Source organism: Sphingopyxis terrae subsp. terrae NBRC 15098, from assembly GCF_001598815.1.
Lineage (GTDB): Bacteria > Pseudomonadota > Alphaproteobacteria > Sphingomonadales > Sphingomonadaceae > Sphingopyxis > Sphingopyxis terrae.
Map to the genome: position 1 here is coordinate 1 of NZ_BCZQ01000041.1, position 24,316 is coordinate 24,316.

At 66.2% G+C, this 24,316-nt stretch carries 23 protein-coding genes; 6 read left to right on the forward strand and 17 right to left on the reverse strand.

Annotation, left to right across the window (positions count from 1 at the left end; genetic code table 11):
- Positions 1 to 128: 128 nt before the first annotated feature.
- The 13 genes from STE01S_RS19885 to miaA all read right to left on the reverse strand — a co-directional run bounded on the left by STE01S_RS19885 (position 129) and on the right by miaA (position 15,635).
- Positions 129 to 539, reverse strand: coding sequence for a DUF5131 family protein (locus STE01S_RS19885; RefSeq protein WP_322787084.1), 411 nt, complete (start codon positions 537 to 539; stop codon positions 129 to 131).
- Between the two features lie 20 nt (positions 540 to 559).
- On the reverse strand, positions 560 to 2,224 hold the full coding sequence (gene leuA / locus STE01S_RS18455) for a 2-isopropylmalate synthase (protein WP_082813430.1): 1,665 nt from the start codon (positions 2,222 to 2,224) through the stop codon (positions 560 to 562).
- Positions 2,225 to 2,491: 267 nt separating this feature from the next.
- Positions 2,492 to 2,893, reverse strand: coding sequence for a hypothetical protein (locus STE01S_RS20585; protein WP_062770568.1), 402 nt, complete (start codon positions 2,891 to 2,893; stop codon positions 2,492 to 2,494).
- A gap of 81 nt (positions 2,894 to 2,974) precedes the next feature.
- Positions 2,975 to 3,616, reverse strand: a complete 642-nt coding sequence (locus tag STE01S_RS18465) for a YceI family protein (protein ID WP_062770571.1) — start codon at positions 3,614 to 3,616, stop codon at positions 2,975 to 2,977.
- A 92-nt stretch (positions 3,617 to 3,708) separates the two neighbouring features.
- Positions 3,709 to 7,125, reverse strand: a complete 3,417-nt coding sequence (locus STE01S_RS18470) for a CHAT domain-containing protein (protein ID WP_218017010.1) — start codon at positions 7,123 to 7,125, stop codon at positions 3,709 to 3,711.
- A 137-nt stretch (positions 7,126 to 7,262) separates the two neighbouring features.
- On the reverse strand, positions 7,263 to 7,679 hold the full coding sequence (locus STE01S_RS18475; protein WP_062770577.1) for a hypothetical protein: 417 nt from the start codon (positions 7,677 to 7,679) through the stop codon (positions 7,263 to 7,265).
- A 67-nt stretch (positions 7,680 to 7,746) separates the two neighbouring features.
- Positions 7,747 to 9,006 carry an adenosylmethionine--8-amino-7-oxononanoate transaminase gene (locus STE01S_RS18480; RefSeq protein ID WP_062770580.1) on the reverse strand — a complete coding sequence of 420 codons (1,260 nt, stop codon included), beginning with the start codon at positions 9,004 to 9,006 and terminating at the stop codon, positions 7,747 to 7,749.
- Between the two features lie 103 nt (positions 9,007 to 9,109).
- On the reverse strand, positions 9,110 to 9,718 hold the full coding sequence (gene bioD, locus STE01S_RS18485) for a dethiobiotin synthase (RefSeq protein WP_062770583.1): 609 nt from the start codon (positions 9,716 to 9,718) through the stop codon (positions 9,110 to 9,112).
- Positions 9,715 to 10,851 carry an 8-amino-7-oxononanoate synthase gene (locus STE01S_RS18490; protein WP_062770586.1) on the reverse strand — a complete coding sequence of 379 codons (1,137 nt, stop codon included), beginning with the start codon at positions 10,849 to 10,851 and terminating at the stop codon, positions 9,715 to 9,717. The genes bioD and STE01S_RS18490 overlap by 4 nt, the downstream gene beginning before the upstream one ends.
- Before the next feature lie 139 nt (positions 10,852 to 10,990).
- Complete coding sequence (gene ilvC / locus STE01S_RS18495) at positions 10,991 to 12,025, reverse strand: ketol-acid reductoisomerase (RefSeq protein ID WP_062770589.1); 1,035 nt, start codon at positions 12,023 to 12,025, stop codon at positions 10,991 to 10,993.
- A 135-nt stretch (positions 12,026 to 12,160) separates the two neighbouring features.
- Positions 12,161 to 12,676 (reverse strand): acetolactate synthase small subunit, encoded by a 516-nt coding sequence (gene ilvN, locus STE01S_RS18500; protein WP_058813436.1) that lies wholly within the window; start codon positions 12,674 to 12,676, stop codon positions 12,161 to 12,163.
- Between the two features lie 148 nt (positions 12,677 to 12,824).
- The gene (ilvB, locus tag STE01S_RS18505) at positions 12,825 to 14,579 is read right to left on the reverse strand and encodes a biosynthetic-type acetolactate synthase large subunit (RefSeq protein WP_040590295.1); all 1,755 of its coding nucleotides are present in this window, start codon (positions 14,577 to 14,579) and stop codon (positions 12,825 to 12,827) included.
- A gap of 96 nt (positions 14,580 to 14,675) precedes the next feature.
- Entirely contained in the window at positions 14,676 to 15,635 is a 960-nt protein-coding gene (gene miaA / locus STE01S_RS18510; RefSeq protein WP_062770592.1) for a tRNA (adenosine(37)-N6)-dimethylallyltransferase MiaA, read from the reverse strand.
- On the opposite strand from miaA, the gene serB reads away from it, so the two are divergent.
- Both serB and STE01S_RS18520 read left to right on the forward strand, forming a co-directional pair.
- Positions 15,634 to 16,518, forward strand: coding sequence for a phosphoserine phosphatase SerB (gene serB, locus STE01S_RS18515; RefSeq protein WP_062770595.1), 885 nt, complete (start codon positions 15,634 to 15,636; stop codon positions 16,516 to 16,518). The two genes, miaA and serB, sit on opposite strands and share 2 nt — an antisense overlap.
- 3 nt (positions 16,519 to 16,521) lie before the next feature.
- Complete coding sequence (locus tag STE01S_RS18520) at positions 16,522 to 17,076, forward strand: septal ring lytic transglycosylase RlpA family protein (RefSeq protein WP_062770598.1); 555 nt, start codon at positions 16,522 to 16,524, stop codon at positions 17,074 to 17,076.
- Between the two features lie 28 nt (positions 17,077 to 17,104).
- On the opposite strand, the gene STE01S_RS18525 is transcribed toward STE01S_RS18520, so the two are convergent.
- A complete protein-coding gene (locus STE01S_RS18525; protein WP_062770601.1) occupies positions 17,105 to 18,400 on the reverse strand; it encodes an MFS transporter in 1,296 nt (431 codons plus the stop codon).
- Between the two features lie 135 nt (positions 18,401 to 18,535).
- Here STE01S_RS18525 and pgsA point away from each other — a divergent pair, with 135 nt between their 5' ends.
- Genes pgsA through STE01S_RS18540 form a run of 3 tightly spaced genes read left to right on the forward strand, consistent with a single transcriptional unit; the run spans position 18,536 to position 19,808 of the window.
- On the forward strand, positions 18,536 to 19,108 hold the full coding sequence (gene pgsA, locus STE01S_RS18530; RefSeq protein WP_058813430.1) for a CDP-diacylglycerol--glycerol-3-phosphate 3-phosphatidyltransferase: 573 nt from the start codon (positions 18,536 to 18,538) through the stop codon (positions 19,106 to 19,108).
- A 5-nt stretch (positions 19,109 to 19,113) separates the two neighbouring features.
- Entirely contained in the window at positions 19,114 to 19,371 is a 258-nt protein-coding gene (locus tag STE01S_RS18535; protein WP_196795423.1) for a MoaD/ThiS family protein, read from the forward strand.
- Positions 19,368 to 19,808, forward strand: coding sequence for a molybdenum cofactor biosynthesis protein MoaE (locus STE01S_RS18540; RefSeq protein WP_062770604.1), 441 nt, complete (start codon positions 19,368 to 19,370; stop codon positions 19,806 to 19,808). Before STE01S_RS18535 ends, STE01S_RS18540 begins: the two co-directional genes overlap by 4 nt.
- 1,176 nt (positions 19,809 to 20,984) lie before the next feature.
- On the opposite strand, the gene STE01S_RS18545 is transcribed toward STE01S_RS18540, so the two are convergent.
- Complete coding sequence (locus STE01S_RS18545) at positions 20,985 to 21,890, reverse strand: hydrogen peroxide-inducible genes activator (protein WP_003050383.1); 906 nt, start codon at positions 21,888 to 21,890, stop codon at positions 20,985 to 20,987.
- A 127-nt stretch (positions 21,891 to 22,017) separates the two neighbouring features.
- Here STE01S_RS18545 and STE01S_RS18550 point away from each other — a divergent pair, with 127 nt between their 5' ends.
- On the forward strand, positions 22,018 to 22,485 hold the full coding sequence (locus STE01S_RS18550; RefSeq protein ID WP_062770613.1) for an EF-hand domain-containing protein: 468 nt from the start codon (positions 22,018 to 22,020) through the stop codon (positions 22,483 to 22,485).
- A gap of 398 nt (positions 22,486 to 22,883) precedes the next feature.
- Here STE01S_RS18550 and phoB read toward each other — a convergent pair whose 3' ends face one another.
- Together phoB and phoU are read right to left on the reverse strand one after the other, a co-directional pair.
- Positions 22,884 to 23,582, reverse strand: a complete 699-nt coding sequence (gene phoB / locus STE01S_RS18555) for a phosphate regulon transcriptional regulator PhoB (protein ID WP_003039086.1) — start codon at positions 23,580 to 23,582, stop codon at positions 22,884 to 22,886.
- Positions 23,582 to 24,295 (reverse strand): phosphate signaling complex protein PhoU, encoded by a 714-nt coding sequence (gene phoU / locus STE01S_RS18560; RefSeq protein WP_003039083.1) that lies wholly within the window; start codon positions 24,293 to 24,295, stop codon positions 23,582 to 23,584. The genes phoB and phoU overlap by 1 nt, the downstream gene beginning before the upstream one ends.
- Positions 24,296 to 24,316: the final 21 nt, after the last annotated feature.

The following is a 24,316-nucleotide window of genomic DNA, read 5'->3' on the forward strand; positions in this document are numbered from 1 at the left end:
AACTCCTCTTCGTCACGGTTGAAGTGTGCAAACTCCACCATAACGATGAACCCGGTGGCCACCAGCGACGCCGCATTCCGGGGTGGGGCATGCCCCACCCCGGAATACACCATCGCCTACACCGGAAATTACACCACGAGCGCGGACGCTAACTCGGCGTGGAAGAGGTCAGACATCGAGTTCACGAAAACTTTGCGAGGTTTTTTCCATCTGCGAGGAATAGCAAGCGAGCGCTCATCGCATCGCACCCGTCCAGTCCATTTCGCTCGTCCGCCGGACTTGCGGGTGAGGTCGACGTATTTTTCAACGCCCATTGCCTCTAAGCGAGCGGCCATGCGCATGGCATAGCAATTGGTGCATCCTGCTGATGCCAGAGAACATCCAGCGACGGGATTCCAAGTAGCATCCGTCCATTCGATTGGAGAATTTTCTGCCATTGGAATGCTCCTATCTTCACCGGGCGCCTGATTATTTATTAAGGCGCTTGAATCATGAAGAGAGGCGTCCCGCAACAGGAATCGATACTGTGATCTGTCCATTGCGGAGGTTCGGTGGCATTTTATGCCCCATTAGCCGCCGACAAAATCGCCCGCACACTCGCCGTCGCAACGTCGGTATCCAGCCCGCAGCCGAACAGGCTTTTCCCGTCGGCGGTGCGGCACTCCACATACGCCGCGGCCTGCACGTTGCTGCCCTGGCCGATCGCGTGCTCGCTATAATCGACGATGTCCATCAGCGGGCCGCCGCTCTCGGCGAGCGCGGCGATGACGCTGCTCATCAGGCCGTTGCCGCGGCCGCTGACGCTGCGTTCGGTGCCGTCGATGGTCAGCTTGCCGGCGAAGATGCGGTCGGCGCCCGAATGGGTCTCATGCCAGTCGACGAGCTGGAAGCGTTTGCCTTCGGTGGCGAGATAGGCGCGTTCGAACGCCTGCCAGATGTCGTCGGCGGCGAGTTCGCGGCTCGTTTCGTCGGCGAGCGCCTGGACGACGTGGCTGAAGCTGGCCTGCATCTTTTTGGGCAGTTTCAGCCCCTTGTCCTGTTCGAGCACCCAGGCGACGCCGCCCTTGCCCGACTGGCTGTTGACGCGGATCACCGCTTCGTAGCTGCGCCCCAAGTCGGCGGGGTCGATGGGCAGGTACGGCACCTCCCACGCCTCGTCATTCTGGCGTTCGCGCGCGGCGAAGCCTTTCTTGATCGCGTCCTGATGGCTGCCCGAAAAGGCGGTGTAGACCAGATCGCCGCCATAGGGATGGCGCGGGTGGACGGGGATATTGTTGCAATATTCGACCGTCTGGATGACCTGATCGATGTCCGAGAAATCGAGCTCGGGATCGACGCCCTGCGTGTACATGTTGAGCGCGATGGTGACGAGGCAGGTGTTGCCGGTGCGCTCGCCATTGCCGAACAGGCAGCCTTCGACGCGGTCGGCGCCGGCGAGCAGGCCGAGCTCGGCCGCGGCGACGCCGGTGCCGCGGTCGTTGTGCGTGTGCAGGCTGATCAGCGCGGCGTCGCGGTTCGGCAGATGCTTGCCGAAATATTCGATCTGGTCGGCGTAGATATTGGGGGTCGCCGCCTCGACCGTCGCGGGCAGGTTGAGGATGATCGGCTTGTCGGCGGTGGGCTGGAGAATGTCCATCACCGCGGCGCAGACCTCGATCGAGAAATCGATCTCGGTCGTCGAGAAGCATTCGGGGCTATATTCGAAGCGCCAGTCCGTATCGGGCAGGCGCGCGGCATTGTCGCGCAGCTGCTTCGCACCCTCGACCGCGATCGCCTTGATATCGGCCTTGTCCATGCCGAAGACGATCTTGCGCCACGCGGGCGCGACCGCATTGTAGACGTGGACGATCGCGGTTTTCGCGCCCGCCAGGCTGTCGAAGCTGGTGCGGATGAGGTCGGCGCGGCTCTGCGTCAGCACCTGCGGCGTGACGTCATCGGGGATGCGGCCCGAGCGGACGAGGTTCTGGATATAGTCGAAATCGGTCGCGCCCGAGGCGGGGAAGCCGACCTCTATCTCCTTCAGCCCGCAGCGCACGAGCAGGTCGAAGAAGCGCGTCTTTTTCTCGGCATCCATCGGATCGATCAGCGACTGGTTGCCGTCGCGCAGATCGGTCGACAGCCAGATCGGCGCGCGCGTGATCGTGCGCGACGGCCATTGGCGATCGGTCAGCGGAATCTGGGGAAAGGGGCGATATTTGACCGAAGGGTCGCGGAGCATGGTCATGGGAGTGAACTTCTTCTGCTGGGATTGGCTGGCTGTGTCGATCGGACCCTTGAGCGGGTGGCCGCGACTAGCGCGCAGCCAGTGTCACGCCCAAGGGCGTGTAAGTCGCAGAAGAAGAAGAGCGTTGCCGCGCATGGCGCCCCCATGATGCATAATGTCGCGCTTGGCAAGGGGGACGTGCGAAAATGTCGCCGGACCGCCTTCCGGGAGGATGGACGGCGGCCCGGCGCAGGGTGGGGTTAGGGGTGGGGGAGGGCGTTGCCCCCCTCAGGCGTCTTCGTTGTCGCGGACGTGGCCTTCGGCGGAATCGCGGGCGTCGTCGTCGTCGTCGTCGTCGAAATCATCGTCGAATTCGAAGACTTCCTCCTCGACCATATTGTCGGCGGCGTGGATGCGCACGCCGATGAGCCAGTCGGCGAGCGGGCCTTCCCAGCCCGCCTCGACCGGGGCGAGGGCATCGGCGGCGCTGCCCGCCGGGCGATCGCCGACAAGGTCGAAATCCTGCACCCCGTCGTCGGGCGGGGTGATGTAGACATGGGGTTCGAGCCGGACATGCGTCCATCCGGCGGTGGGGGCGAGGCCGTCGGCCTCGACAATCAGCAGCGGATCGTCCGCATCGCCGCCGACCATGGCGGCCACCTCGACTATTTCGCGTACCAGTTCGCTCATCGTGCCGACTCCTGCGAAAAGGGCGGGGCCCCAACCGGACCCCGCCCCCTGGCTAGCGGCACTGTGTGACAGATTGACGCGTCACTGTTTTTCGAAGGCGGCGTGGATGTCGAGCTTTACCTCGTCGCTGACGAAGGGGATGCCGTAGAGGACGCCGAAGTCGCTGCGCTTGATCGTCGTTTCGGCTTCGAAGCCGACGGTTTCCTTCTTGGTCATCCCCATGCCCGCGCCGTGAAATTCGACGTCGAGGGTAACGGGGCGGGTAACGCCATTGAGCGTAAGGTTGCCGGTGACCTTTGCCTCGGTCCCGTCGTCGTCGAGGACGACCGCGGTCGAGACGAAGCGGGCGTCGGCAGGGGCGGGACCGAAGAAGTCGGGCTTGCCGCCGTCCTTGCCCGCGCGCAGCAGATGCCCGGTCAAGCCGGCGCTGGCGGTGGTCACCTTCGACACCGGGATGGTGACGTCGACCTTTGCCGCGGCGGGATTGGCGGGATCGAGCACGAGGGTGCCGGTCACGTCGCCGAAGATGCCGGTATAGTTGCTGAAGCCGAGGTGATCGACGCGCCACACGACCATCGTATGCGCAGGATCGGCGGCATAGGTGCCGGCGGTGACGCGGCTCTTGTCGGGCGCGCCGGGGGCGCTGGGCGCCTGGGCGACGACGACGGGAACGGCAACGACGGCAAGAGCGAAAAGCGTGGTGAGCGATGCGATACGGCGCATGAGCGGGAGCCTCCTGTTGGGGAGGCGTGATGCTAGGCGAGGGCGCGCGGCGCCGTCAATTGCGCTGCCCGGAAACGCAGCGTTTCGTCCGCTCAGTCGATCCCGTCGCCGATTAGCGAGAAGGGCGCCCAGGCGCTGGGGTGCGACCAGCTCTTGAGGAAGTCGTCGGCGCGCGGATCGTTGCGGATATCGCGCATCGCGCGCTGCAACGCCTCGGCGCGCGAGAGGCCGGGGTTCTGTTGCATCAGTTCGAACAATCGCACGGTGAGCACCGAGGCGACGTCGTCGCGCACCGGCCAGTGCGAGGCGAGCAGGCTTTCGGCGCCCGCGAAGAAGAAGGCGCGCGCCAGCCCCGACAGCCCCGGCGCCCCTTCGCTGCCGTCGCCCGAGGCGGTGTTGCATGCCGACAGCACGACCCAGCGCGCGCCGAGGTGCAGCCCCGCGACTTCGGAAGCGGTGAGCAGTCCGTCGTCGAGCGGCGTCGCGGTGGCGGGCGGGGTGAAGACGAGCCCGGGTTCGGCAAGCCCCTTCACCTCGCCCGCGATCAGCCCGTGGGTCGCGAGGAACAGCACCGAGAGATGGTCTAGATCGCTGCGCTTGAGATTGGTTTCGGTCGCGGTGCCGGCGAGATAGAGGCGCGCGGCATCGGCGCCGAGCAGCGCCTGCATCGCCTTCAATTCGGCCTCGGTCCCCGGCAGCCGGGCGAGGCGGCGCAGCGCCGCGGGATCGGCGAGCGGCGGCGCATCGCCGATCGCGGGTTGCAGCCCGGCGGTGACGGGCAGTCCGCTGCTCCGCGTGCCGCGCGCGCGGGCGCCGGCGATGCCGCGCGCGGCCGCCTGACCCTCGAGCACAGGATCGCCGAAGCCGACCATGCGCGTGCCCGCCTGGCCATCGCCGCGCGCCGCGACTGCGCGCAGCAATTGCAGCGACTGGAGCGAAGGAAGCTGAAGCAGCGCGGGGCCGTCGGCGAGCCATTTGGTTGCGCGCAGCACCGCGGGGTCGCCGTCGGCGCCGGTCGGCTTTTCGGTGACGAGGATGCCGAGTGGCAGCGAGGAAAGCGACCCCGTCGCGGCAGTAAAGAGATGGCGCTTGCCGGCAAGATCGGCGGCGAAGGGCGCGAGCAGCCGGTCGTAGAGCAGCCAGGCGGTGCCGCGGTCGAAGGGAAAATCGCCTTCGCCCTCGGCCGACCATTTCGCATCCTCTTCGGGCGTCACGTCGATGCTGGCGCCGACGTCCCACAGCAGGCGGCGAACATGCGCGTTGACCTCTGCCGCGGGCATGTCGGCGCGATTCCAGCGCAGCTTGTCATGGGTGACGAGCAGGACATGGGTGCCAAATTCGGACGGCACGAGCATGACGAAGGCTTCGTCGGGCGCGAGCAGCGCCTGCGCCTCTGCCATGCCGAGCGGACGCGGCCGGATCAGCGCGAAATAATCGGGGGTCGCCGCGGCGATCGCGGCATCGACCTGCGCCCGGCGATCGTCCTTGCGCGCGATTTCGGATTGCAGCGCCGAAAATTGACGCTGGCGTTCGGCGGGGTCGTCGGGGAGCGTTTCGAGCTTCGTGTTGAGCGCCGCGATCTCCGTGTCAATCTGGCGCCGTTCTTCGACGAGCGGCGAAACCGAGGCGCGGGCCGCGGCGCGTTCGGCGGCGGCGCGCGCGACGGCGCGGCTGGTCGTGCCCGCCATCGCATCCTGCAGCGCCGCAAATGCCTGTTCGGCGGCGGCGCCCTCGTGCGCGCCCTTTGCCCACAGAGCGTCGGCATAAAGCAGGAAATAGTCGGCGTAGCGCCGTTCGCCGAGCCATGCCCAGGGATCGGCGGTCACCCAGTCGAGCTTCATTTCGTCGAAACGGTCGAAGCCGAGCGCGTCGCGGAAACTGGTCATGCCCAGCGCGGCATGGCGCGCGGCGGCGAGCGCCAGCGCCGGGTCGCCGCCGGCGCGCAGCAGCAGTTCGGAAAGATCGGCCTTGAGCGCGTTGAGCGTGTCGTCGGGATCGCCGAAGCTGCCGCGCCGCGCCGAGCGCCGGTCGGGGTCGAGATAAAGGGCGACATGGTCGTTGGCGGGATCGCCCAGCACATCGGCCAGCACGGCGATCGCGGCGGCGCTGCGGTCGCGCTTCTTGAGGAAGGTGGTCAGATTGTCGAGCGCGTGAAGGGTGCGAAAATCGCCCGCGCCGAACGCCTTGCGTTCGACGGCCAGCGCCTCGCGGTAAACGGCTTCGGCTTCGGCATCGTTCGCAGGCAGGTCGTCGAGATCCCAGGCCAGATCGCGCAGCGCCTTGGCATATTCGTCGCCGTCCTTGCCATAATGACCAGCGAACAGCGCCACCTTGCGGCGGCTGTTGGCGATGCGTTCGGCCTCGTCGCCATAGCTCGACAGGGTGCGCCTCTCGGCCTCGATCGCCTTTTGCTCGGCGTCGAAATCGACCCCGGCGAGCTGGGTGCCGACGAGCGCACCGAAGCCATAGCGGGCGAGCTGGTCGCGGGCGCGGTCGGCCTTGCCCGCGGCGACCGCCGCCTTGGCATAGGCTTCGGCAATGCCGGTCACATCATTGACCATATCCTTGTCGAAATATTCGCCGCTGCCCGCCTTGCCCTTCGTATAATGCGGGCTGGCGACCAGGATCGCGAGGATGCGTTCGTCGAGGGCAAGCGCGTCGTCGGGGCGGTTCGCGCCCGCAAGCGCGGCGCGATAGTCGTAATAGCGGCGGACGAGACGGAAATCGGGGCCTTCGCAATCGTCGCCGGTGCAGGCGTCGATCGCGGCGAGGCTGTCGTCGAACAGCCGCTTGCGCAGCGCCCCGGCGTCGTCGTCGCGGCCGACGAGGGCGAGCAGCGCCGCATAGCTCGACAGCATGTCGGCGCGCTTGTCGCGCGCCCGGTCGCAGCGCGTCCCCCACGCCGGGCTCTCGCACCCCGCCCAGCGCGGTTCGAAGCGCGCGATGACGGCATCGAAGGCGGCGACGGCTTCGCTGGCGCGCCCGACGTCGTTGAGCATCTGTCCATATTCGAGCAGCGTATCGCCAAGGTCGGTATCGTCGCGCGCGCAGCCCATCACCATGCCGGGGACGCGGCGGCCGCAGCCATAGGCTTCCTCAGTCAGCGCATGGACATAATGGGAGAAGGGCTCGATCGCCTCTTCGCGGTAGCCGTTGATGCGCAGCGCGAGCGCATATTGGCGTTCGACGTCGGCTGTCGCATAGGTGCCCGCCCCGTACAGCGCGGTGGCGATTTCGACCGCGCGCACGAGCGCCTGCCGCGATTCGGGTGCCCGGTGCGCCCAGCTGAGATTGTTCGCGTGGACGAGCAGCTTGGCGAGATAGGGGGCGCTGTTTTCGCCGCGGTCAGCGGCGATCAGCTTGAGCGTGCGTTCGGAGATGGCGGCGCGGTCGGTGAGATCGGCCGCCAGTTCCTTGCGGTCATTCTCGGCGACCTTTTCGGCGGTCGCGGGTGACAGGTCGGGGGCGATCTGCGCCGCGGCCGGAAGCGCGGCGACAAGCCAGAACATCGCCCATATCCCCGCCGGCATCGCCCGCATCCGCCGCATATCCCGCCCCCCGCGAACGGCCGCGCCGGCAAGGCGGCGAAGCCGGAAGCCAAAGGGTTAGGCAAAATTGCGACGCGGCGCAAATCGGGTGTCGGGCGCTATTGCCCCGCGGCGCGGCGCTCCGCAAACCATTGGCGCAGCATCGCGGCGGTGCAGCCGGTGAAGCCGTAAGAGCCGATGACCGAGCAACTGTCGGGACGCGTCAGGCGGGCGATATTGTCATAATCCTCGACCCGCGCGCCCCACGCGCTGCCGCCGACCGACGTGTCGTCATCCTTTCCGCGCAACTCCTTCGGCACGCGGTAGCGGTCCGATTCGGGGCGCTGGGCGCAGACGACGATCTCCTCACCCTCGGCGACCGGACAATGGTCATCGCCATAGGTGACGAGAAAGGAGATGCGTTCGGGTGGTTCGCTGTGCTGTACGAGGCTATCGTCCTGCGCGGCGGCGGGTAGCGGGGCCAGCAGCATGGCGGCGGCAAGCAGCAGCGACGGGGCGGCGGTTGAAATCGACATGGCGTTCCCTCTGACCATCCCCGTATCCGCAATAGGCGCGCGAAGATGAACGCCAGCCGAACCGGGCTCAGGCGATATCGAGCGACGCGGCGATGGCGGCCCATATTTCAGCGAGTTCGTCGGCGCCGGCGCAATAGGGCGGCATGACATAGACGCTGTTGCCGAGCGGGCGCAGCAGCACGCCGCGATCGCGGTAGAAGGCGGTGAGGCGGGGAGCGAGCGCCGAAAGATAGCCCGCATCGGCAACCACGAGATCGAGCGCGGCGATGGTGCCGAGGCGGCGCGGGTTGGTGATGCGCGGATCGGCCGCCAGCATCGCGAGGTGCGCGGCCTGGGCATCGGCGAGCGCGTCGATGCGCTGCTGCACCGGTTCGTCGCGCCAGATGGCGAGATTGGCGTTCGCGGCGGCGCAGGCGATGGGGTTCGCCGTGTAGCTCGACGAATGGTAGAAGGTCTTTGCGCGGTCGGGCGAATAATGCGCCGCGAAGATCGCTTCGCTGCACAGCGTCACCGCGAGCGGCATCGCGCCGCCGGTGAGACCTTTCGACAGGCAGACGATATCGGGGATCACCCCCGCCTGGTCGCAGGCGAAGCGCGTGCCGGTGCGGCCCCAGCCGGTCATCACCTCGTCGGCGATGAAGAGCACGCCGTGCGCTGCGCAGATGGCGCGCATCTCGGCGAGCACCCACGCCGGATAGATCAGCATGCCGCCGGCGCCGAGGATCAGCGGTTCGACGATGAAGGCGGCGGGCTTTTGCAGGCAAGCGGCTTCGAGTGCGTCGAGCGTGACCTGCTCCTTGCCGCCATGGGGGAAGGGGATGGTGCCGACGTCGAACAGCAAAGGTTGCCACGCGCGGTTGTAGACGCCGCGCTCGCCGACCGACATCGTGCCGATGGTGTCGCCATGATAGCTGTGGTCGAGCACGAGGATGCGGCTGCGCGGCTCGCCGATGTTGAACCAGTAGCCGAGCGCCATCTTGAGCGCGACCTCGACGCTGGTCGAGCCCGAGTCCGAAAAGAAGACGCGGGTGAGCGGGGCGGGGGTGATGCGGATCAGTTCGGCGGCGAGGCTTTCGGCGGGCTCGTGCGTCCAGCCCGCGAAGATGAGCTGGTCGAGCTTTTCGGTCTGGGCCCGGATCGCAGCCATGATTTGCGGGTGCGCATGGCCGTGCGTCGTCACCCACCAGCTCGAGATCGCGTCGATCCAGCTGTTGCCGTCGCTGTCATAGAGGCGCGCGCCGCGGGCGCGGTCGATCAGCGGGATCGGCTCGCCGAGGCCGTGCTGGGTGAAGGGGTGCCAGACGGGGGATCGATGGTCGAGGTTCATGGGGCCGCCCTACAGTATATCGTCATCCCGGCGAAGGCCGGGATCTCGTCGGTGCGTCACAATTCGAAGTCGGGATCCCGGCCTTCGCCGGGATGACGAATGTCTATTGAAAGTCCGTCAGGTCGAAATTGGCCGCGAAAGCCGCCGCGAGCGCGTCGGGGGTCAGCGGATCGACGATCGGGAGGCGGCCAAGGCGCTTTGCGCCCGATAGGGCCGCGATGATCGCTTCGCTGTCGGGGGCGGCCTCGCCGACAAAGGCGATGCCGTGGATGGGGACGTGGCGGGCCTTGAGGGCTTCGATCGTCAGCAGGCTGTGGTTGATCGTGCCGAGCGCGGTGCGCGCGCAGACGATCACCGGAATCTGCCAGCGCGCGAACAGGTCGGCGTAGAGCAGCGTGCGGGTGACGGGGACGAGCGCGCCGCCCGCGCCTTCGATCAACAGGTCGCCGGGCGGCGGGACGAGCGCGTCGGCGTCGATGGTCACGCCGTCGATTTCGGCGGCAAGGTGCGGCGAGGCGGGGGTGACGAGACGCCAGGTTTCGGGATGGACGCGAACGCCGGCGAGGCGCGCGACGGCTTCGCTGTCGGTTTCCTCTTCAAGCCCCGACTGGATCGGCTTCCAGTAGCGCAGGCCGAGCGCGCCCGCGAGCGCCGCCGAAAAGACGGTCTTGCCGATGCCGGTATCGGTGCCGGTGACGACGAAGCGGGTCATGCCGCCGCCATCGCCGCCGACAGCGCATCGACCATCGCGTCGATGTCGCGGGTCGAGACGTTGAGGGTGATCGCGATGCGCAGCCGCGCCGTGCCCTGCGGCACCGTCGGCGGGCGGATGCCGCGGACGTCGAAACCCTCGGCCTGCAGCATGGCGGCGATCCGCATCGTGCGGGCGTTGTCGCCGATGACGACGGGGATGATCTGGCTGCCGCTCGGCGCGATGCCGAGCGCCGCGAGCCGCTTTTCGGCGTGGCGGACGAGCCCCGAGAGCCGTGCCGCGCGCTCGGGCTGTTCGGCGACGATTTCGAGCGCCTGGCGGACGAGCCACGCCATGAGCGGCGAGGGCGCGGTCGAGAAGATGAAGGGACGGCCGCGGTTGACGAGGAAGTCGCGGACGATCGCGGGGCCGCAGAGCAACGCGCCTTCGCAGCCCAGCGCCTTGCCGCAGGTGTGGAGCGTGATCAGATTGGCGCGCGGCGCGAGCGCGTGGGCAAGCCCCTGTCCTGCCGGGCCATAGACGCCCGTCGCATGCGCCTCGTCGACGATCAGCACCGCGTCGTGGCGGTCGGCGATAGCGGCGAGGTCGGCGAGCGGGGCCATGTCGCCGTCCATCGAATAGAGGCTTTCGACCGCGATCCATGGCGTGCCGGTGCCGCCGCCTGCGCGCCAGCGGAGGATAGCGTCTTCAAAGGCTTGCGGGTCGTTATGCGCAGCCGCTGTGCGCTCGGCGCGGCCAAGTTTCATCCCGTCGTGCGCGCTCGCATGGATCAGCGCGTCGTGGACGATCAGGTCGCCGCGCTGCGGCAGCGTCGCGAACAGCGCGGTGTTGGCCGCGAAGCCGGTGGGGAAGAAGAGCGCCGCCTCGGTGCCATAGTGGCGCGCCGCATGCGCCTCGAGCGCTTCATGCTCGGCATGGTTGCCGCGCAGCAGCCGCGAGCCGCCCGAACCGGCCGGAATGCCGCGCGCGGCGCCCTGCGCCAGCGCTTCGGCGAGCGCGTAGGAACCCGCAAGCGCGAGATAGTCGTTCGAGGCGAAATCGATCCCGGCGCGCGGCGCGAGCGCGCGGCGGCGGCCGTCGGCGGCGAGCGCGGCAAGATCGGCGCGGTGGGCGGCGAAAATTGGGCTATCCAATTCCGTTTGTCCTGAGGAGCCCCTGAGCTTGTCGAAGGGGCGTCTCGAAGGACCGGAAGCGTGCGGTGCTTCGAGACGGGCCTTCGCCGGTGCTCAGTCCCTCCTCAGCACGAACGGCATGAGGAGGGAGCAAGGTGGCTTAATTCTTTGCCTTGTCGACCAGCTTGTTCTTGGCGATCCACGGCATCATCGCGCGCAGCTGGGCGCCGGTCTGTTCGATCGGATGCGCTGCGGCGGCCTTGCGGCTGGCCTTGAGTTCGGGCTGGCCGGCCTGGTTGTCGAGGACGAAATCCTTGACGAAGCGGCCCGAGGTGATGTCGGCGAGGACGCGTTTCATCTCGGCCTTCGTCTCTTCGGTGATGATGCGCGGACCCGTCTTGATGTCGCCATATTCGGCGGTGTTCGAGATCGAATAGCGCATGTTCGCGATGCCGCCTTCATAGAGAAGGTCGACGATCAGCTTGGTTTCGTGGAGACATTCGAAATAAGCCATTTCGGGGGCGTAGCCCGCCTCGACCAGCGTTTCAAAACCCGCCTGGATCAGATGGGTGATGCCGCCGCAGAGCACCGCCTGTTCGCCGAAAAGATCGGTTTCGCACTCTTCCTTGAAGGTCGTTTCGATGATGCCGCTGCGACCGCCGCCGACGGCGGAAGCATAGCTGAGGGCGAGCGCCTTGGCGTGGCCGTTGCCGCTGTTGCCCGATGCTTCCTGCGCAACCGCGATCAGGCAGGGAACGCCGCCGCCCTTCTGATATTCGCTGCGCACCGTGTGGCCGGGGCCCTTGGGCGCGACCATGAAGACGTCGATATCGGGGCGCGCCTCGATGAGGCCGAAGTGGATGTTGAGGCCGTGCGCAAAGGCGAGCGCGGCACCGGGCTTCAGATTGTCGGCGAGATCGTCGTAATAAATCCTTGCCTGATGCTCGTCGGGCGCCGCGATCATGATGACGTCGGCCCAGGCGGCGGCTTCCTTGTTCGACAGGACGCGGAAGCCAGCGCCTTCGGCCTTCTTCGCGGTTGCCGAGCCGGGGCGCAGCGCGATCGCGACATCCTTGACTCCGCTGTCGCGCAGGTTCTGCGCATGGGCGTGGCCCTGGCTGCCATAGCCGAGGATGGCGACCTTCTTGTTCTTGATCAGATCCTGGTCGGCGTCGCGATCGTAGTAAACCTGCATTTTCTTCTTCCCTTATTTTCGTTCGTCATGCCGGACTTGATCCGGCATCCATTCGGCGCTCCGTTTCCGGCGAAGTTCTGAATGGACCCCGGATCAAGTCCGGGGTGACGATAGTTGAAACCCAACGCTTGAACTCTAGAGCGCCTCCGGCCCGCGGGCGATGGCGACGATGCCGGTGCGGCCGACCTCGACCAGACCGCATTCGCGCATCAGCGCGATGAAACGGTCGACCTTGTCGCTGTTGCCGGTGATTTCGAAGATGAAGCTCGACAGCGTCGTGTCGACGACCTTGGCGCGGAAGACGTCGGCAAGGCGGAGCGCCTCGATGCGCTTTTCGCCGGTGCCGGCGACCTTCACCAGCGCGATCTCGCGTTCGACATGCGCGCCCTGATCGGTGAGGTCGGTGACCTGATGCACCGGCACCAACCGGTCGAGCTGCGCGATGATCTGGTCGATCACCGCGGGCGGACCCGAGGTGACGATGGTGATCCGCGACAGTGCATGATCGGCGCTGATGTCGGCGACGGTCAGGCTTTCGATATTATAGCCGCGCGCCGAGAACAGCCCGGTGATCTTGGCCAGGATGCCCGCCTCGTTATCGACGGTGACGGCGAGGACATGGCGCTCGCCCGTTTCGGTGGTGATTTTCATTATTCCTCCCCGGAACGGGGAGGGGGACCACCAAAGGTGGTGGAGGGGTACCCTCGCCCAAAAGCTGCGCTATGGGGCACGTGCCCCTCCACCATGCTTCGCATGGTCCCCCTCCCCCGATGGGGGAGGATCGTGTCGGCTTTCATCATCACACCAGCGCTTTCGCTTCGTCGTCCATTTTGCCGGTGACGTCGCTCGGCTGGAGTATCATGTCGGTGTGCGCCGCGCCCGACGGGATCATCGGGAAGCAGTTGGCGAGCTTGGCAACGCGGCAGTCGACGATCACCGGACCCGGCGTTTCGATCATCTGCCGGATGCCGTCCTCAAGCTCGCCGAGCGTGTCGATGCGCAGGCCCGTCCAGCCATAGGCCGCGGCCAGTTTCACGAAATCGGGCAGGCTGTCCGAATAGCTGTTCGAATAACGGCTTTCGTAGGTCAGTTCCTGCCACTGGCGGACCATCCCCATCCATTCATTGTTGAGGATGAAGATTTTCACCGGCAGGCGGTACTGGCTGACCGTACCCATTTCCTGAATGTTCATCTGGAGCGAGGCTTCACCCGCGATGCAGACGACCAAACGGTTCGGGTGCGCGATCTGTGCGCCCACCGCGGCGGGGAATCCGTAGCCCATCGTGCCGAGCCCGCCCGAGGTGAGCCAGCGGTTGGGCGCGGCAAAGCCGAAATGCTGCGCCGCCCACATCTGGTGCTGGCCGACTTCGGTCGTGATGATCGGATCGCGGCCGCGGGTCGCGTCGAACAGCGCCTTGACCGCACGCTGCGGCATGATTTCGGCGCCCGCGTCCTTCTTTTCGGGAAAGTCGAGGCAGCGCGTCGCGCGCCACCCGTCGATGCGGCGCCACCATTCGCCAAGATCGCGCGCCTTGTGACCCTTGTCGGCCCAGGCGGCGATGAGCGCATCGAGCGCGCGGCCGGCATCGCCGACGACCGCGATGTCGACCGGGACGATCTTGTTGATCGAGCTGCGGTCGATGTCGATGTGGATCTTCTTCGCCTCGGGCGCGAAGGCGTCGAGGCGGCCGGTGACGCGATCGTCGAAGCGCGCGCCGACTGCGATGATGAGGTCGGCGCGGTTCATCGCCATGTTCGATTCATAGGTGCCGTGCATGCCGAGCATGCCGAGCCATTTGGGATCGTCCGACGGGAAGGCGCCGAGCCCCATCAGCGTCGAGGTGATCGGCGCGCCGGTCAGGCTGACGAGCTGGCGCAGCGCCGCGCTGGCGTCGGGGCCGGCGTTGATGACGCCGCCGCCGGTATAGAAGATCGGGCGTTCGGCCGCGGCGATCATGTCGATCGCCTGCGCGATGGCGCCTGCATCGGGTTCGACCTGCGGACGATAGCTTTGATGCTCAATCTTTTCGGGCACGCTGTAGCTGCCCGTTGCGACCTGAACATTCTTCGGAATGTCGATGACGACGGGGCCGGGGCGGCCGTGCGTCGCGATGTAGAAAGCCTCGTGAATCACGGCGCCCAGCCGGTCGGGGTCCATGACCAGATAATTATGCTTGGTGCAGTGGCGCGTGATGCCCACCGTGTCGCATTCCTGAAAGGCGTCGGTGCCGATCAGCGTCGTCGGCACCTGACCCGTCAGCACGACCATCGGGATCGAATCGAGCAGCGCGTCGGTGATGCCGGTGACGGCGTTGGTCGCGCCCGGCCCCGAGGTGACGAGCACGACGCCGGGCTTGCCGGTCGAGCGCGCATAGCCCTCTGCCGCGTGGGTCGCGGCCTGTTCGTGGCGAACGAGGACATGCTTGATCGAGGGATGATTGAAGAGGGCGTCGTAGATCGGAAGCACCGCGCCGCCCGGATAGCCGAACACCGTATCGACCCCGAGGTCGACCAGCGCCTGAACCACCATGTCGGCACCACTCATTTCCTTCACGACACGCGCTCCTTTCTTCGTGCGGCCCGATGCTGGACGCAGCCTGCCCGCGGCCTTGTTGCGCCGCAGCAGGCAGCGGGCAATAGGTATATGATTCTATCCTGTCAACAGTCTATCACGTAATAATATTGCTATTTGATTGATTGAATCGACGGATAATGACTCTTCGTGGCGCGACCATCCGGCGGGGGGCTGGTGGCGGAACCAGGTATATTGCCGCTTCGCATATTGGCGGGTCGCCGCCTGCGCCGCCTCGAGCGCCGCCTCGCGGCTGCTTTCGCCGCGGACATGCGCCGCAACCTGCGGCACGCCGATCGCGCGCATGACGGGGAGATCGGGGTCGAGCCGGCGCGCGAGCAGCGCGCTCACCTCTTCGATCGCGCCGCCGTCGAACATGCGCTCAAGGCGGGTGTCGCAGCGCTCGCGCAGCCAGTCGCGCGGCGGCAACAGGATGAGCGGCACCAGCGTGATGTCCCCGGCTATGCCGCCGCCGCGGTCCTGTTGCCACGCGGCGAGCGTCCGGCCGGTCGCGCGCACCACCTCGAGCGCGCGCGCGATGCGGGTCGTGTCGGCCGGATTGAGCCGGGCGACAGCGGCGGGATCGGCTTCGGCGAGCGCGGCATAAGCGTCGGCGACGGGCAGCGCGCGCACCGCTTCACGAATATCCGGGTCGATTTCGGGCACCGGGGCGATGCCGTCGAGCAGCGTGCGCAGATAGAGGCCGGTGCCGCCGACGAGGATGGGAACCTTCCCCGCGGCGTGCGCGTGGGACAGGGTGCGGCGCGCTTCTTCGGCCCAACGCGCCGCATTGTGGGCGGACCCGCCATCGACATGACCGAAGAGGCGATGCGGGATGCCGGCCATCTCCGCCGCGTCCGGCCGTGCCGAGAGGAGGGGGATGTCCGCATAAACCTGACTCGCGTCGGCGTTGACGACCTCTGCGTCGCCGAGCGCCTGGGCGAGGGCGACCGCCAATGCGCTCTTGCCGCTGGCGGTGGGGCCAGCGATAAGCGCCACCGGTGGACGGTGCGTGAAGGAAGAAGAAGGAGATGCCATGTTCGTTGCAACGCTGATAGCAGCCGGGAAGCTGACGGGCGAGGTGGTCCGCGAAGCGATCGACCGCCTCGATGCGACAGGACATGAGGTGGGCGCGCCGCACTGGATCGATCAGGGCGACGCCGCCGACATCTTCTTTCAGGGCAGTCTGGTCAGCGCGCGCGCCGAACTGGCGAAAATGGACCATGGCGCGCTCGACGTCGTCGTCCAGCCGCTTGGCGACCGGACGAAGAAGTTGATCATCGCCGACATGGATTCGACGATGATCACCGTCGAATGCATCGACGAGCTGGCGGACTATGCCGGGATCAAGCCGCAGATCGCCGCGATCACCGAACGCGCGATGCGCGGCGAGCTCGATTTTCGCGCCGCGCTGATCGAGCGCGTCGGGCTGCTCGGCGGCATGGCCGAGGCGACGATCGCCGAATGCCGGGCGGAGCGGGTCAGACTGACCCGCGGCGCGCGCACGCTGGTCCAGACGATGAAGGCGCATGGCGCCTGGTCGGTGCTGGTGTCGGGCGGTTTCCTGCCCTTTGCCGCGCCGGTCGCCGAAGCGATCGGTTTCGACAAGGTGGTTGCGAACGAGTTGGAGATCGCCGGCGGCAAGCTGACCGGCAAGGTTACCGAACCGATCGTCGACAGCTCGGCCAAGCTCGAAACGCTGCGCGCCGAGGCCGCGGCGCGCGGGCTGGCGCTGGGCGACACGCTGGCGGTCGGCGACGGCGCGAACGATATTCCGATGATCACCTCGGCCGGGCTCGGGATCGGTTATCACCCACATCCCGCCGCCGCCGCCGCCGCCGACGCGGCGATCCGCCACCACGACCTGACCGCGATTTTGTGGGCGCAGGGCTATGCGCGGCGCCAGTGGGTGATGGGATAGGCGATGCTGCGCGCGGCGGGGGCGGGGCTTGCCATGCTGGCGCTGTCCGCCTGCGCGGGCGGCCAATATCGCCCGGTGGCCGATACGCCGGTGCGGATCGGCAAACCCTATGTGGTGCGCGGAACGACCTATGTCCCCGCCGCCGCGCCCGCCTATGACGCCGTCGGCTATGCGAGCTGGTACGGCAGCGAATCGGGAAACCGCACCGCGAATGGCGAGAAATTCCGTCCCGGATGGATCACCGCCGCGCATACCACGCTGCCGCTGCCGACCTATGTCGAGGTGACGGCGCTCGACAGCGGGCGGCGGATCGTCGTGCGCGTCAACGACCGCGGGCCGTTCGCCGGCGGCGGGCGCATCATCGACCTGTCGAAAGAGGCCGCGGAAGCGCTCGGCGCGCACCGCCAGGGCGTGGTGCCGGTGCGCGTGCGGCGCGTCGAACCGTCCGACAAGGATCGCGCCCGGCTGCGCAAGGGCAAGCCCGCGGCGGCGCTCGCCCCCTTGCCACCGCGCGAACTCGCGGCGCTGCGCGCGCGGCTGGCGGCGGGGGAGCGCTGAGGCGGAAGAGGACGGCGGGTGGCGGCGGTCAGTCGCAGGCGCGGTGGAGCTTGACCGCCAGCCACGCCGAGATCAGGCACATGACCGCGCTCATCAACAATTGATCGACGACGCCGACGCCCGCGAAGCCGAGCCCGATGGCGAGCAGCGAGCCCGCGACCATCGCGCCCGAATTGACGATATTGTTCGCGGCGACGGTGCGCGCGGTCTGGTCCTTGGGCACGGTGGTGGTCAGGAAGGCATAGAGCGGCACGACGAACATCCCGCCGCTGATCGCGATGCCCATCAGGCTGGCGAGCAGCGGGATGACGTCGGCGTGGTGCAGAAAGCCGCCAATGCCATAGAGCGTGCCGGCGGGATCCTGTTCCCAGTTGCGGCAGACGAAATAGAAGGCGACGACGAACGCGCCCATCACGACGACGCTCGCCGGGCTGTAGCGCGCCGATACCTCGCCCTTGAGCAACCGGTTGACCGCGACCGAGCCGATCGCGATGCCGATCGAGAAGACCGCGAGGAACAGGCTCGCGACGCTCTTGTCGGCGTGGAGGATATTCTTCACCAGCGGCGGGAACTGGATGAACAGCACCGCGCCGATCGTCCAGAAGAAGCTGATCGACAGGATCGCGAGATAGAGCCGCTTGATGTGCATCGTGCCGCGCACCAGCGCGATCGACGAGCGGACGATGTGCCAGTCGATCCCCGTCTCCTCGTGCTGCGGCGGCGCGGGCGGCACCTTGCGCCCGGTCCAATAGCCGACGAAGGCGACGAGCACGACGCCGAGCGCCGCCCATTCGACGTCGATGATGCCGGCGAGGATCGTCCCTGCGAGGATCGCGATATAGGTTCCGGCCTCGACCAGCCCGGTGCCGCCCAGCACCTCGTCGCTGTGCAGATGCTGCGGCAGGATCGCATATTTGATCGGGCCGAAGAAGGTCGAGTGGATGCCCATCGAAAACAGCGCGAGCATCATCAGCGGGATGGCGACCAGATGCACCGCCCAGCCCATCCACGCGAGGACCAGCCCGGCGCCGCCGACCGCCATGATGAGGATTTCGCAGAATTTGACGATGCGGATGATCATCGCCTTGTCGCGCGTGTCGGCAAGCTGCCCGGCGAGCGCCGAGAGGAGGAAGAAGGGCAGGATGAACAGCCCCGTTGCGACCGCGCTGAACAGCGTTTCGGACGCTTCGTCGTTGAAGACGCCGTAGACGACGAACAGCACCATCGCATTCTTGAACAGATTGTCGTTGAACGCGCCGAGCAATTGCGTGACGAACAGGGGAAGGAACCGGCGTTGCTTCAAAAGCGCAAAGGATCCGGTCATTGAAATTCCATCATTGCAGTCCGACATAGCGACCCGGCCGCGCCAAAGGGGCAATTCGGTTGTCGCACGGGGGGCTTATCGGTTAGGGCTTGGACGGTCAAAGCCCATTTTGGAACTTTCGCGCGATCAGGGGTCATGCTCAGCCTACCGAACATCTTGACGCTTTCGCGCATTCTGACGGTTCCGATCCTGCTGGCGCTGCTGTGGCCGGGCGCGCGCGAGGGGACGCACCAGCCGGCGCCGCTCTATTATGCGCTGGCCTTCGTCCTCTATTGCCTGATGGGCATCACCGACTATTTCGACGGCTATGTCGCGCGCGCGCGCGGCACCGTGTCGCGGCTCGGCGCCTTCCTCGATCCCATCGCCGACAAGATCATGATCGCGGCGGTAATCCTGCTGCTCGTCTTCACGCGCGACATCACCGGCGTTCATGTCATCGCTGCGCTCGTCATCCTGCTGCGCGAGATCATCGTGTCGGGGCTGCGCGAATTCCTCGCGACCTTGCAGGTGTCGATGCCGGTCACGCGGCTCGCAAAATGGAAGACGACCTTTCAGCTTGTCTCGTTCGGCGCGCTGATCCTGGCGGGCGCTTTGCCCGCGATGGAATGGGTCCGCAGCGTCGGCCTGGCGACCCTGTGGGGCGCGGCGGTGCTGACGATGATCACCGGCTGGGATTATCTGCGCGTCGGCCTGAAGCATATGGATTGACGCCGGTGGCGCTGCAGCTCGCCTATTTCGCCTGGGTGCGCGAACGCATGGGATGCGGTGAGGAGCAGGTCGAACCGCCCGCCGATGTCGCGACCGCGTCCGACCTGATCGCATGGCTCGCCGCGCGCGACGACCGCGGCGCGCGGGCCTTTGCCGAACCGGCGCGGATTCGCGTCGCGATCGACGGCCAGATGATGGGCAATGACGCGGCGCTCGCCGGCGCCCGCGACGTCGCGCTGTTCCCGCCGGTAACGGGCGGGTGATCCGCGTCGTCGTTCAGGACGCGGCGATCGACTTTGCGACCGAGACCGACCGCCACGACGCGGGCGGGCACGGCGCGACCGCAAGCTTCGTCGGCCGGGTGCGCGGCGACGACGGCGTGACCCAATTGTTCCTCGAACATCACCCCCAAATGACCGAGCGCGGCCTCGCCGACCTGGCGCATGCCGCCGCCGACCGCTGGCGCCTGCCGGCGCTGACGCTGATCCACCGCGTCGGCGCGATGGCGCCGGGCGAGACGATCGTGCTCGTCCTCGCCAGCAGCCCGCACCGCGCCGAAGCGCTCGCCGCCTGCACCTTTCTGATCGACCGGCTGAAGACCGACGTCATGCTGTGGAAGCGCGAGACGCTGGCTGATGGCGCCGCCCGCTGGGTCGAACCGCGCACCGCCGATCAGGAGCGCGCGGAGGGGTGGGATTAGGGAGCGGGGGCTTTACCGCGCGCAGCTTTCAGGTGGCAGATGTTAGTGCCGTTGGGCGCCTCTAATCGATGTGGCATTCAGCAATGGCTTCCCATCTGCGCCATCCGGAATGACTTCACCCTTCACGAAAACCTGACGTTCTATCGGACCGATGGACGGCTCGCCTGCCAAACGTTGGGTAATATCATCGTAGGCTTTATCCGCTTCCCGTGTTGCGTTTCGAAAGCCGATGCGGCCTTGGCAGCCTGTCTGCGTAAGATATGATCCGCACTCAATGCAGCCAGTGCCCGCATAAGAGTGCAATGTGGCTAAGCCTTCGACTGTATCGCCGATTTTGGGCGATACGCACGAGCCTTCGGTTAGCACGACATGGCTCGGACCGCAGCCTCCAACAAGCAAGACTGCAACGATTAGGAAGCGCGGGAGCATCTGCTTTTTGTATCCATGAAATTCAACGTCCGCAATCGGTCGCACCTGTCATTTCGAACTAGATTCCCAGCGACCGGCGGCTTTGGGGTGGAAAGCGGACGTCGAACCTCAGTCAATTGGTTTTCGTGAAGCTCGCACGATAGCTCGAAACAGGAAATAGCCGCCAACAAGTAAAATGCTGAGCATCCAAAGCGCGGTTGCACCCCATATCGCTTTTCCGACGACCGACGCGTCGGACCACTTACCGATGAATGGACCAATTAGGACTGCTGGTATCGTCGCCAATACAAGTAATTTGGCTTCGTTGCGTTCTGAACGGCGTAGGCCACGAAAGCGATCCCTCATCGTCTTTCCGTGAAATTGGTGCCGGAGGAATGTTTCCTCCCTTTCCGCCCACTTCCTTACTATTTTTCGGATATCCACACCCGCAATCCAAATTCTAGTGCTGTCACGCGACATTTGCACGATCGCTGTTCCGTCTGCAATCGGTCGATTCCGGTCATTCGGTCCAGAGCGTCAAAAGCGGCTGTTGGTGCTGTAAGCCCCTGGACCCCGGCTTTCGCCGGGGTACACAATATTAGCGCGGGACTTTCATACCCTCGTCATCCCGGACTTGATCCGGGATCCATTATTCCGACGCTGCGTGAATGGATCCCGGATCAAGTCCGGGATGACGATTGGGATAGCAATGTTGTCGGTCGGGCGGCATTGCCGCTGCGCGCTCTGGCGGCAGTCCCGATCGGCCGGTCAATTCGCCCGGTGTTTGCGGAAAATGTCGGCGAGCATGCGGAATTCGTCGGCGCGCGGGCTGCCCTTGCGCCAGACGAGGGCGATGGTGCGCCAGTCGTGGTCGGAATCGAGCGGGCGGGTGTCGATGTCGGTGTGGTCGAGGATACCCGCCTCGATCGCCATCTGCGGCAACATCGTGATGCCCAGCCCGTTGTCGACCATCTGGACGAGCGTGTGGAGCGAGGTGCCCATCATGCGTGCGCCCGCGCGCAGTTCGGGGCGGTTGCAGGCGGCGAGGGCGTGGTCCTTCAGGCAGTGGCCGTCCTCGAGCATCAACATCTGCGCGGGGTCGATCTGGTCGGCGCTGACCATCGCGGGAAGATCCTCCGACTGGTCGCCGGGGAAGGCGACGAACAGCGCGTCGTCGAACAGCGCCTCGCTCTCCACATCGCCGCAGGCGTAGGGCAAGGCGAGCAGCACGCAATCGACCTGGCCGTGGTGGAGCGATTCGCACGCCTGCGCGCTGGGTTCTTCGCGCAGGAACAGCTTGAGCGACGGGCGTTCCTTGCGCAGCCGCGGCAACAGGTCGGGCAGCAGGAAGGGCGCGATCGTCGGGATCACGCTCATCCGCAATTCGCCGACGAGCGGTGCCGAGGCGGCGGCGGCCATGTCGGCAAGCTCCTCCGCCTCGCGCAGCACGCGGTGCGCCTTTTCGACGATCGCGTCGCCGAGCCCGGTAAAGCGGACGACGCGGCGGGTGCGTTCGACGAGGGTCTGGCCGAGCAGGGTTTCCAGCTCGCGGATGCCCGCCGACAGCGTCGACTGGGTGACGTTGCAGGCATCGGCGGCGCGGCCGAAATGACCGTGCTCGTGCAGCGCGACGAGATATTGCATCTGCTTGAGCGAGGGCAGGTAATATTGCATTGATCGAATATAGCTATCGGATCGGCGATTTCGAGTGGCTTTGTCGATTATATGCGTTGCGGTCGCGTGATAGGCAGGCAAGCGGACCGGATCGATGGCCGACGAAGGTGGGCATGAAGGGGGCGTGATGGCGACTTCGCGATTTCTGCTCGGCGGCGTGGCGAGCGCGCTGCTGCTGACGGGCGGTGTGTTCCTGTGGAAAGGCTATAGCCAGATTGCCGCAGAGGATGTCGTGCCGGCCCCGCCGCCGCGGCTTGCCGCGCTGCCGGTCGCGGGCCCCGATGCGCCGAAGCGCGGTACCGCGCCGCCCGCCTTGCCTGCCGCCAAGGCCGAATCGCGCGAGGAGCGCCGGTTCAACCGCTATGACCGCGACCGCAACGATCGGATCAGCCGCGTCGAGATGATGGCGACGCGCAGCGCCGCCTTTCGCAAGCTCGACAAGAATGGCGACAATCTGCTCAGCTTCGAGGAATGGGCGGCGGCGACGAGCGACCGCTTTGCCGGGGCCGACGCCGACAAGTCGGGCGACCTGACCCGCGCCGAATTCGCGACGACCGCGCCGAAGCCGGCGGCGAAACCGAAATGCCGCTGTTGACGGGACGCCAGCTTCGGGTAGCTAAGGCGCGTGGACAAGTTCCAACCTGATCGAACGTCCGCTTTCGCGAATGTTCGGCATCGAACGAATGAGCGGGATGGGGGTGGTTAGCCGCCGTTGCCGCTAACTGCTCGTGTTCCCCGGCAAAAGCCGGGGGCCAGAGTGTCAAAAGCCGCCGTTGGTGCGGTAAAGCCCTGGACCCCGGCCTTCGCCGGGGTACACAACATCGAAGCGGGACTTCCATACTTTCGTCATCCCGGACTTGATCCGGGATCCATTATTCCGACGCTGCGTGAATGGATCCCGGATCAAGTTCGGGATGACGATGAAGAAGATGTCTACGATCGATCGCTAGCCGACATCCGCAGAGCCGCCCCGCAAGCGAATCTTCTGCCCGATCAGACGCTTTTCCCCGCGTCGAGTGCGTAGCCTGCGGAGCGCACGGTCCGGATGATGTCGGCGGTGCCGGGCAGATTGATCGCCTTGCGCAGCCGCCGGATATGGACGTCGACGGTGCGCAGTTCGATGTCGCTGTCCTGGCCCCATACGCTGTCGAGCAATTGTCCGCGCGAAAAGACGCGGCCGGGATGCTCCATGAAGTGGCGCAGCAGGCGAAATTCGGTCGGCCCCATGCTCACCACCTGACCGCCGCGGACCACCTTGTGCGCCACCGAATCGAGTTCGATGTCGGCATAGGCCAGGATCTCGCCGGCCAGCGCCGGGCGCAGGCGGCGCAGCACCGCGGAAACGCGCGCCACCAGTTCGCGCGGGCTGAACGGTTTGGTGACATAATCATCGGCACCGGTTTCGAGGCCGCGGATGCGGTCCTCTTCCTCGCCGCGCGCGGTCAGCATGATGATCGGCACATTCGCCGATTTCGGGTTGCGGCGCAGGCGGCGGCACACCTCGATCCCCGGCAGGCTTTCGATCATCCAGTCGAGCAGGACGATGTCGGGCACGCGTTCCTCGACGAGGACGAGCGCTTGCTCGCCGTCGGGGGTCTGGCGGACCGAAAAACCTTCGCGGGCGAAATGCCAGACGATGAGTTCGGCGATCGCCTCGTCATCCTCGATCAGCAGCAGGTCGGGCTGCGGCATCAGCCTTGCTCCTTCTCCGCCGTCGCGCTGTCTTCGGGCGTTTCGCCGCGTTCGCGCTCCTCCATCCGCTCACCGGTGACGACATAATAAACCATCTCGGCGATGTTGGTCGCATGGTCGCCCATGCGTTCCAGATTCTTGGCGACGAACAGCAGATGCGCGCTCTCGGTAATATATTTCGGATTTTCCATCATGAAGGTGACGAGCGTGCGGAAGATGCTGTTGTAGAAATCGTCGACATTCTTGTCGCGCACCGTGACCCGCACTGCGAGGTCGGCGTCGCGCGCCGCGAAGCTGTCGAGCGCGTCGTGGATCAGCTCGGCGACGATGGCCGACATCGACATCAGCACCGGGATCGATTCGATCGATCGCGTCTGGTCCATCAGCGCAACGCGCTTGGCGATGTTCTTCGCATAGTCGCCGATCCGTTCGACGACCGACACGATCTTGAGCGCCGCGATCATCTCGCGCAGATCGTCGGCCATCGGGGCGCGGAGCGCGATCGTCTGCACCGTGAGCTGTTCGACTTCGGCTTCGAGCGCGTCGATCTTCTTGTCGCCCTCCACCACCTGCGCCGCGAGGGCGAGGTCGCCCTTGCTGAGCGCGGTCATTGCCTGGAGGAGCGCCTGTTCGGCGCGCCCGCCCATTTCGCTGATCAGGCCGCGGAGGCGATTGATGTCCTCGTCGAACGCCTTGACCGTATGATCGTTCACAACTGCCATCGTTCTCGTTCC

What these genes read in the sequence shown, in the direction of transcription:
- STE01S_RS19885 (WP_322787084.1), bottom strand. Translation starts at nt 539, where the DNA reads ATGGACAGATCACAGTATCGATTCCTGTTGCGGGACGCCTCTCTTCAT.
- leuA (WP_082813430.1), bottom strand. Translation starts at nt 2,224, where the DNA reads ATGACCATGCTCCGCGACCCTTCGGTCAAATATCGCCCCTTTCCCCAG.
- STE01S_RS20585 (WP_062770568.1), bottom strand. Translation starts at nt 2,893, where the DNA reads ATGAGCGAACTGGTACGCGAAATAGTCGAGGTGGCCGCCATGGTCGGC.
- STE01S_RS18465 (WP_062770571.1), bottom strand. Translation starts at nt 3,616, where the DNA reads ATGCGCCGTATCGCATCGCTCACCACGCTTTTCGCTCTTGCCGTCGTT.
- STE01S_RS18470 (WP_218017010.1), bottom strand. Translation starts at nt 7,125, where the DNA reads ATGTTCTGGCTTGTCGCCGCGCTTCCGGCCGCGGCGCAGATCGCCCCC.
- STE01S_RS18475 (WP_062770577.1), bottom strand. Translation starts at nt 7,679, where the DNA reads ATGTCGATTTCAACCGCCGCCCCGTCGCTGCTGCTTGCCGCCGCCATG.
- STE01S_RS18480 (WP_062770580.1), bottom strand. Translation starts at nt 9,006, where the DNA reads ATGAACCTCGACCATCGATCCCCCGTCTGGCACCCCTTCACCCAGCAC.
- bioD (WP_062770583.1), bottom strand. Translation starts at nt 9,718, where the DNA reads ATGACCCGCTTCGTCGTCACCGGCACCGATACCGGCATCGGCAAGACC.
- ilvC (WP_062770589.1), bottom strand. Translation starts at nt 12,025, where the DNA reads ATGCAGGTTTACTACGATCGCGACGCCGACCAGGATCTGATCAAGAAC.
- ilvN (WP_058813436.1), bottom strand. Translation starts at nt 12,676, where the DNA reads ATGAAAATCACCACCGAAACGGGCGAGCGCCATGTCCTCGCCGTCACC.
- serB (WP_062770595.1), top strand. Translation starts at nt 15,634, where the DNA reads ATGTTCGTTGCAACGCTGATAGCAGCCGGGAAGCTGACGGGCGAGGTG.
- miaA (WP_062770592.1), bottom strand. Translation starts at nt 15,635, where the DNA reads ATGGCATCTCCTTCTTCTTCCTTCACGCACCGTCCACCGGTGGCGCTT.
- STE01S_RS18520 (WP_062770598.1), top strand. Translation starts at nt 16,522, where the DNA reads ATGCTGCGCGCGGCGGGGGCGGGGCTTGCCATGCTGGCGCTGTCCGCC.
- STE01S_RS18525 (WP_062770601.1), bottom strand. Translation starts at nt 18,400, where the DNA reads ATGACCGGATCCTTTGCGCTTTTGAAGCAACGCCGGTTCCTTCCCCTG.
- pgsA (WP_058813430.1), top strand. Translation starts at nt 18,536, where the DNA reads ATGCTCAGCCTACCGAACATCTTGACGCTTTCGCGCATTCTGACGGTT.
- STE01S_RS18545 (WP_003050383.1), bottom strand. Translation starts at nt 21,890, where the DNA reads ATGCAATATTACCTGCCCTCGCTCAAGCAGATGCAATATCTCGTCGCG.
- STE01S_RS18550 (WP_062770613.1), top strand. Translation starts at nt 22,018, where the DNA reads ATGGCGACTTCGCGATTTCTGCTCGGCGGCGTGGCGAGCGCGCTGCTG.
- phoB (WP_003039086.1), bottom strand. Translation starts at nt 23,582, where the DNA reads ATGCCGCAGCCCGACCTGCTGCTGATCGAGGATGACGAGGCGATCGCC.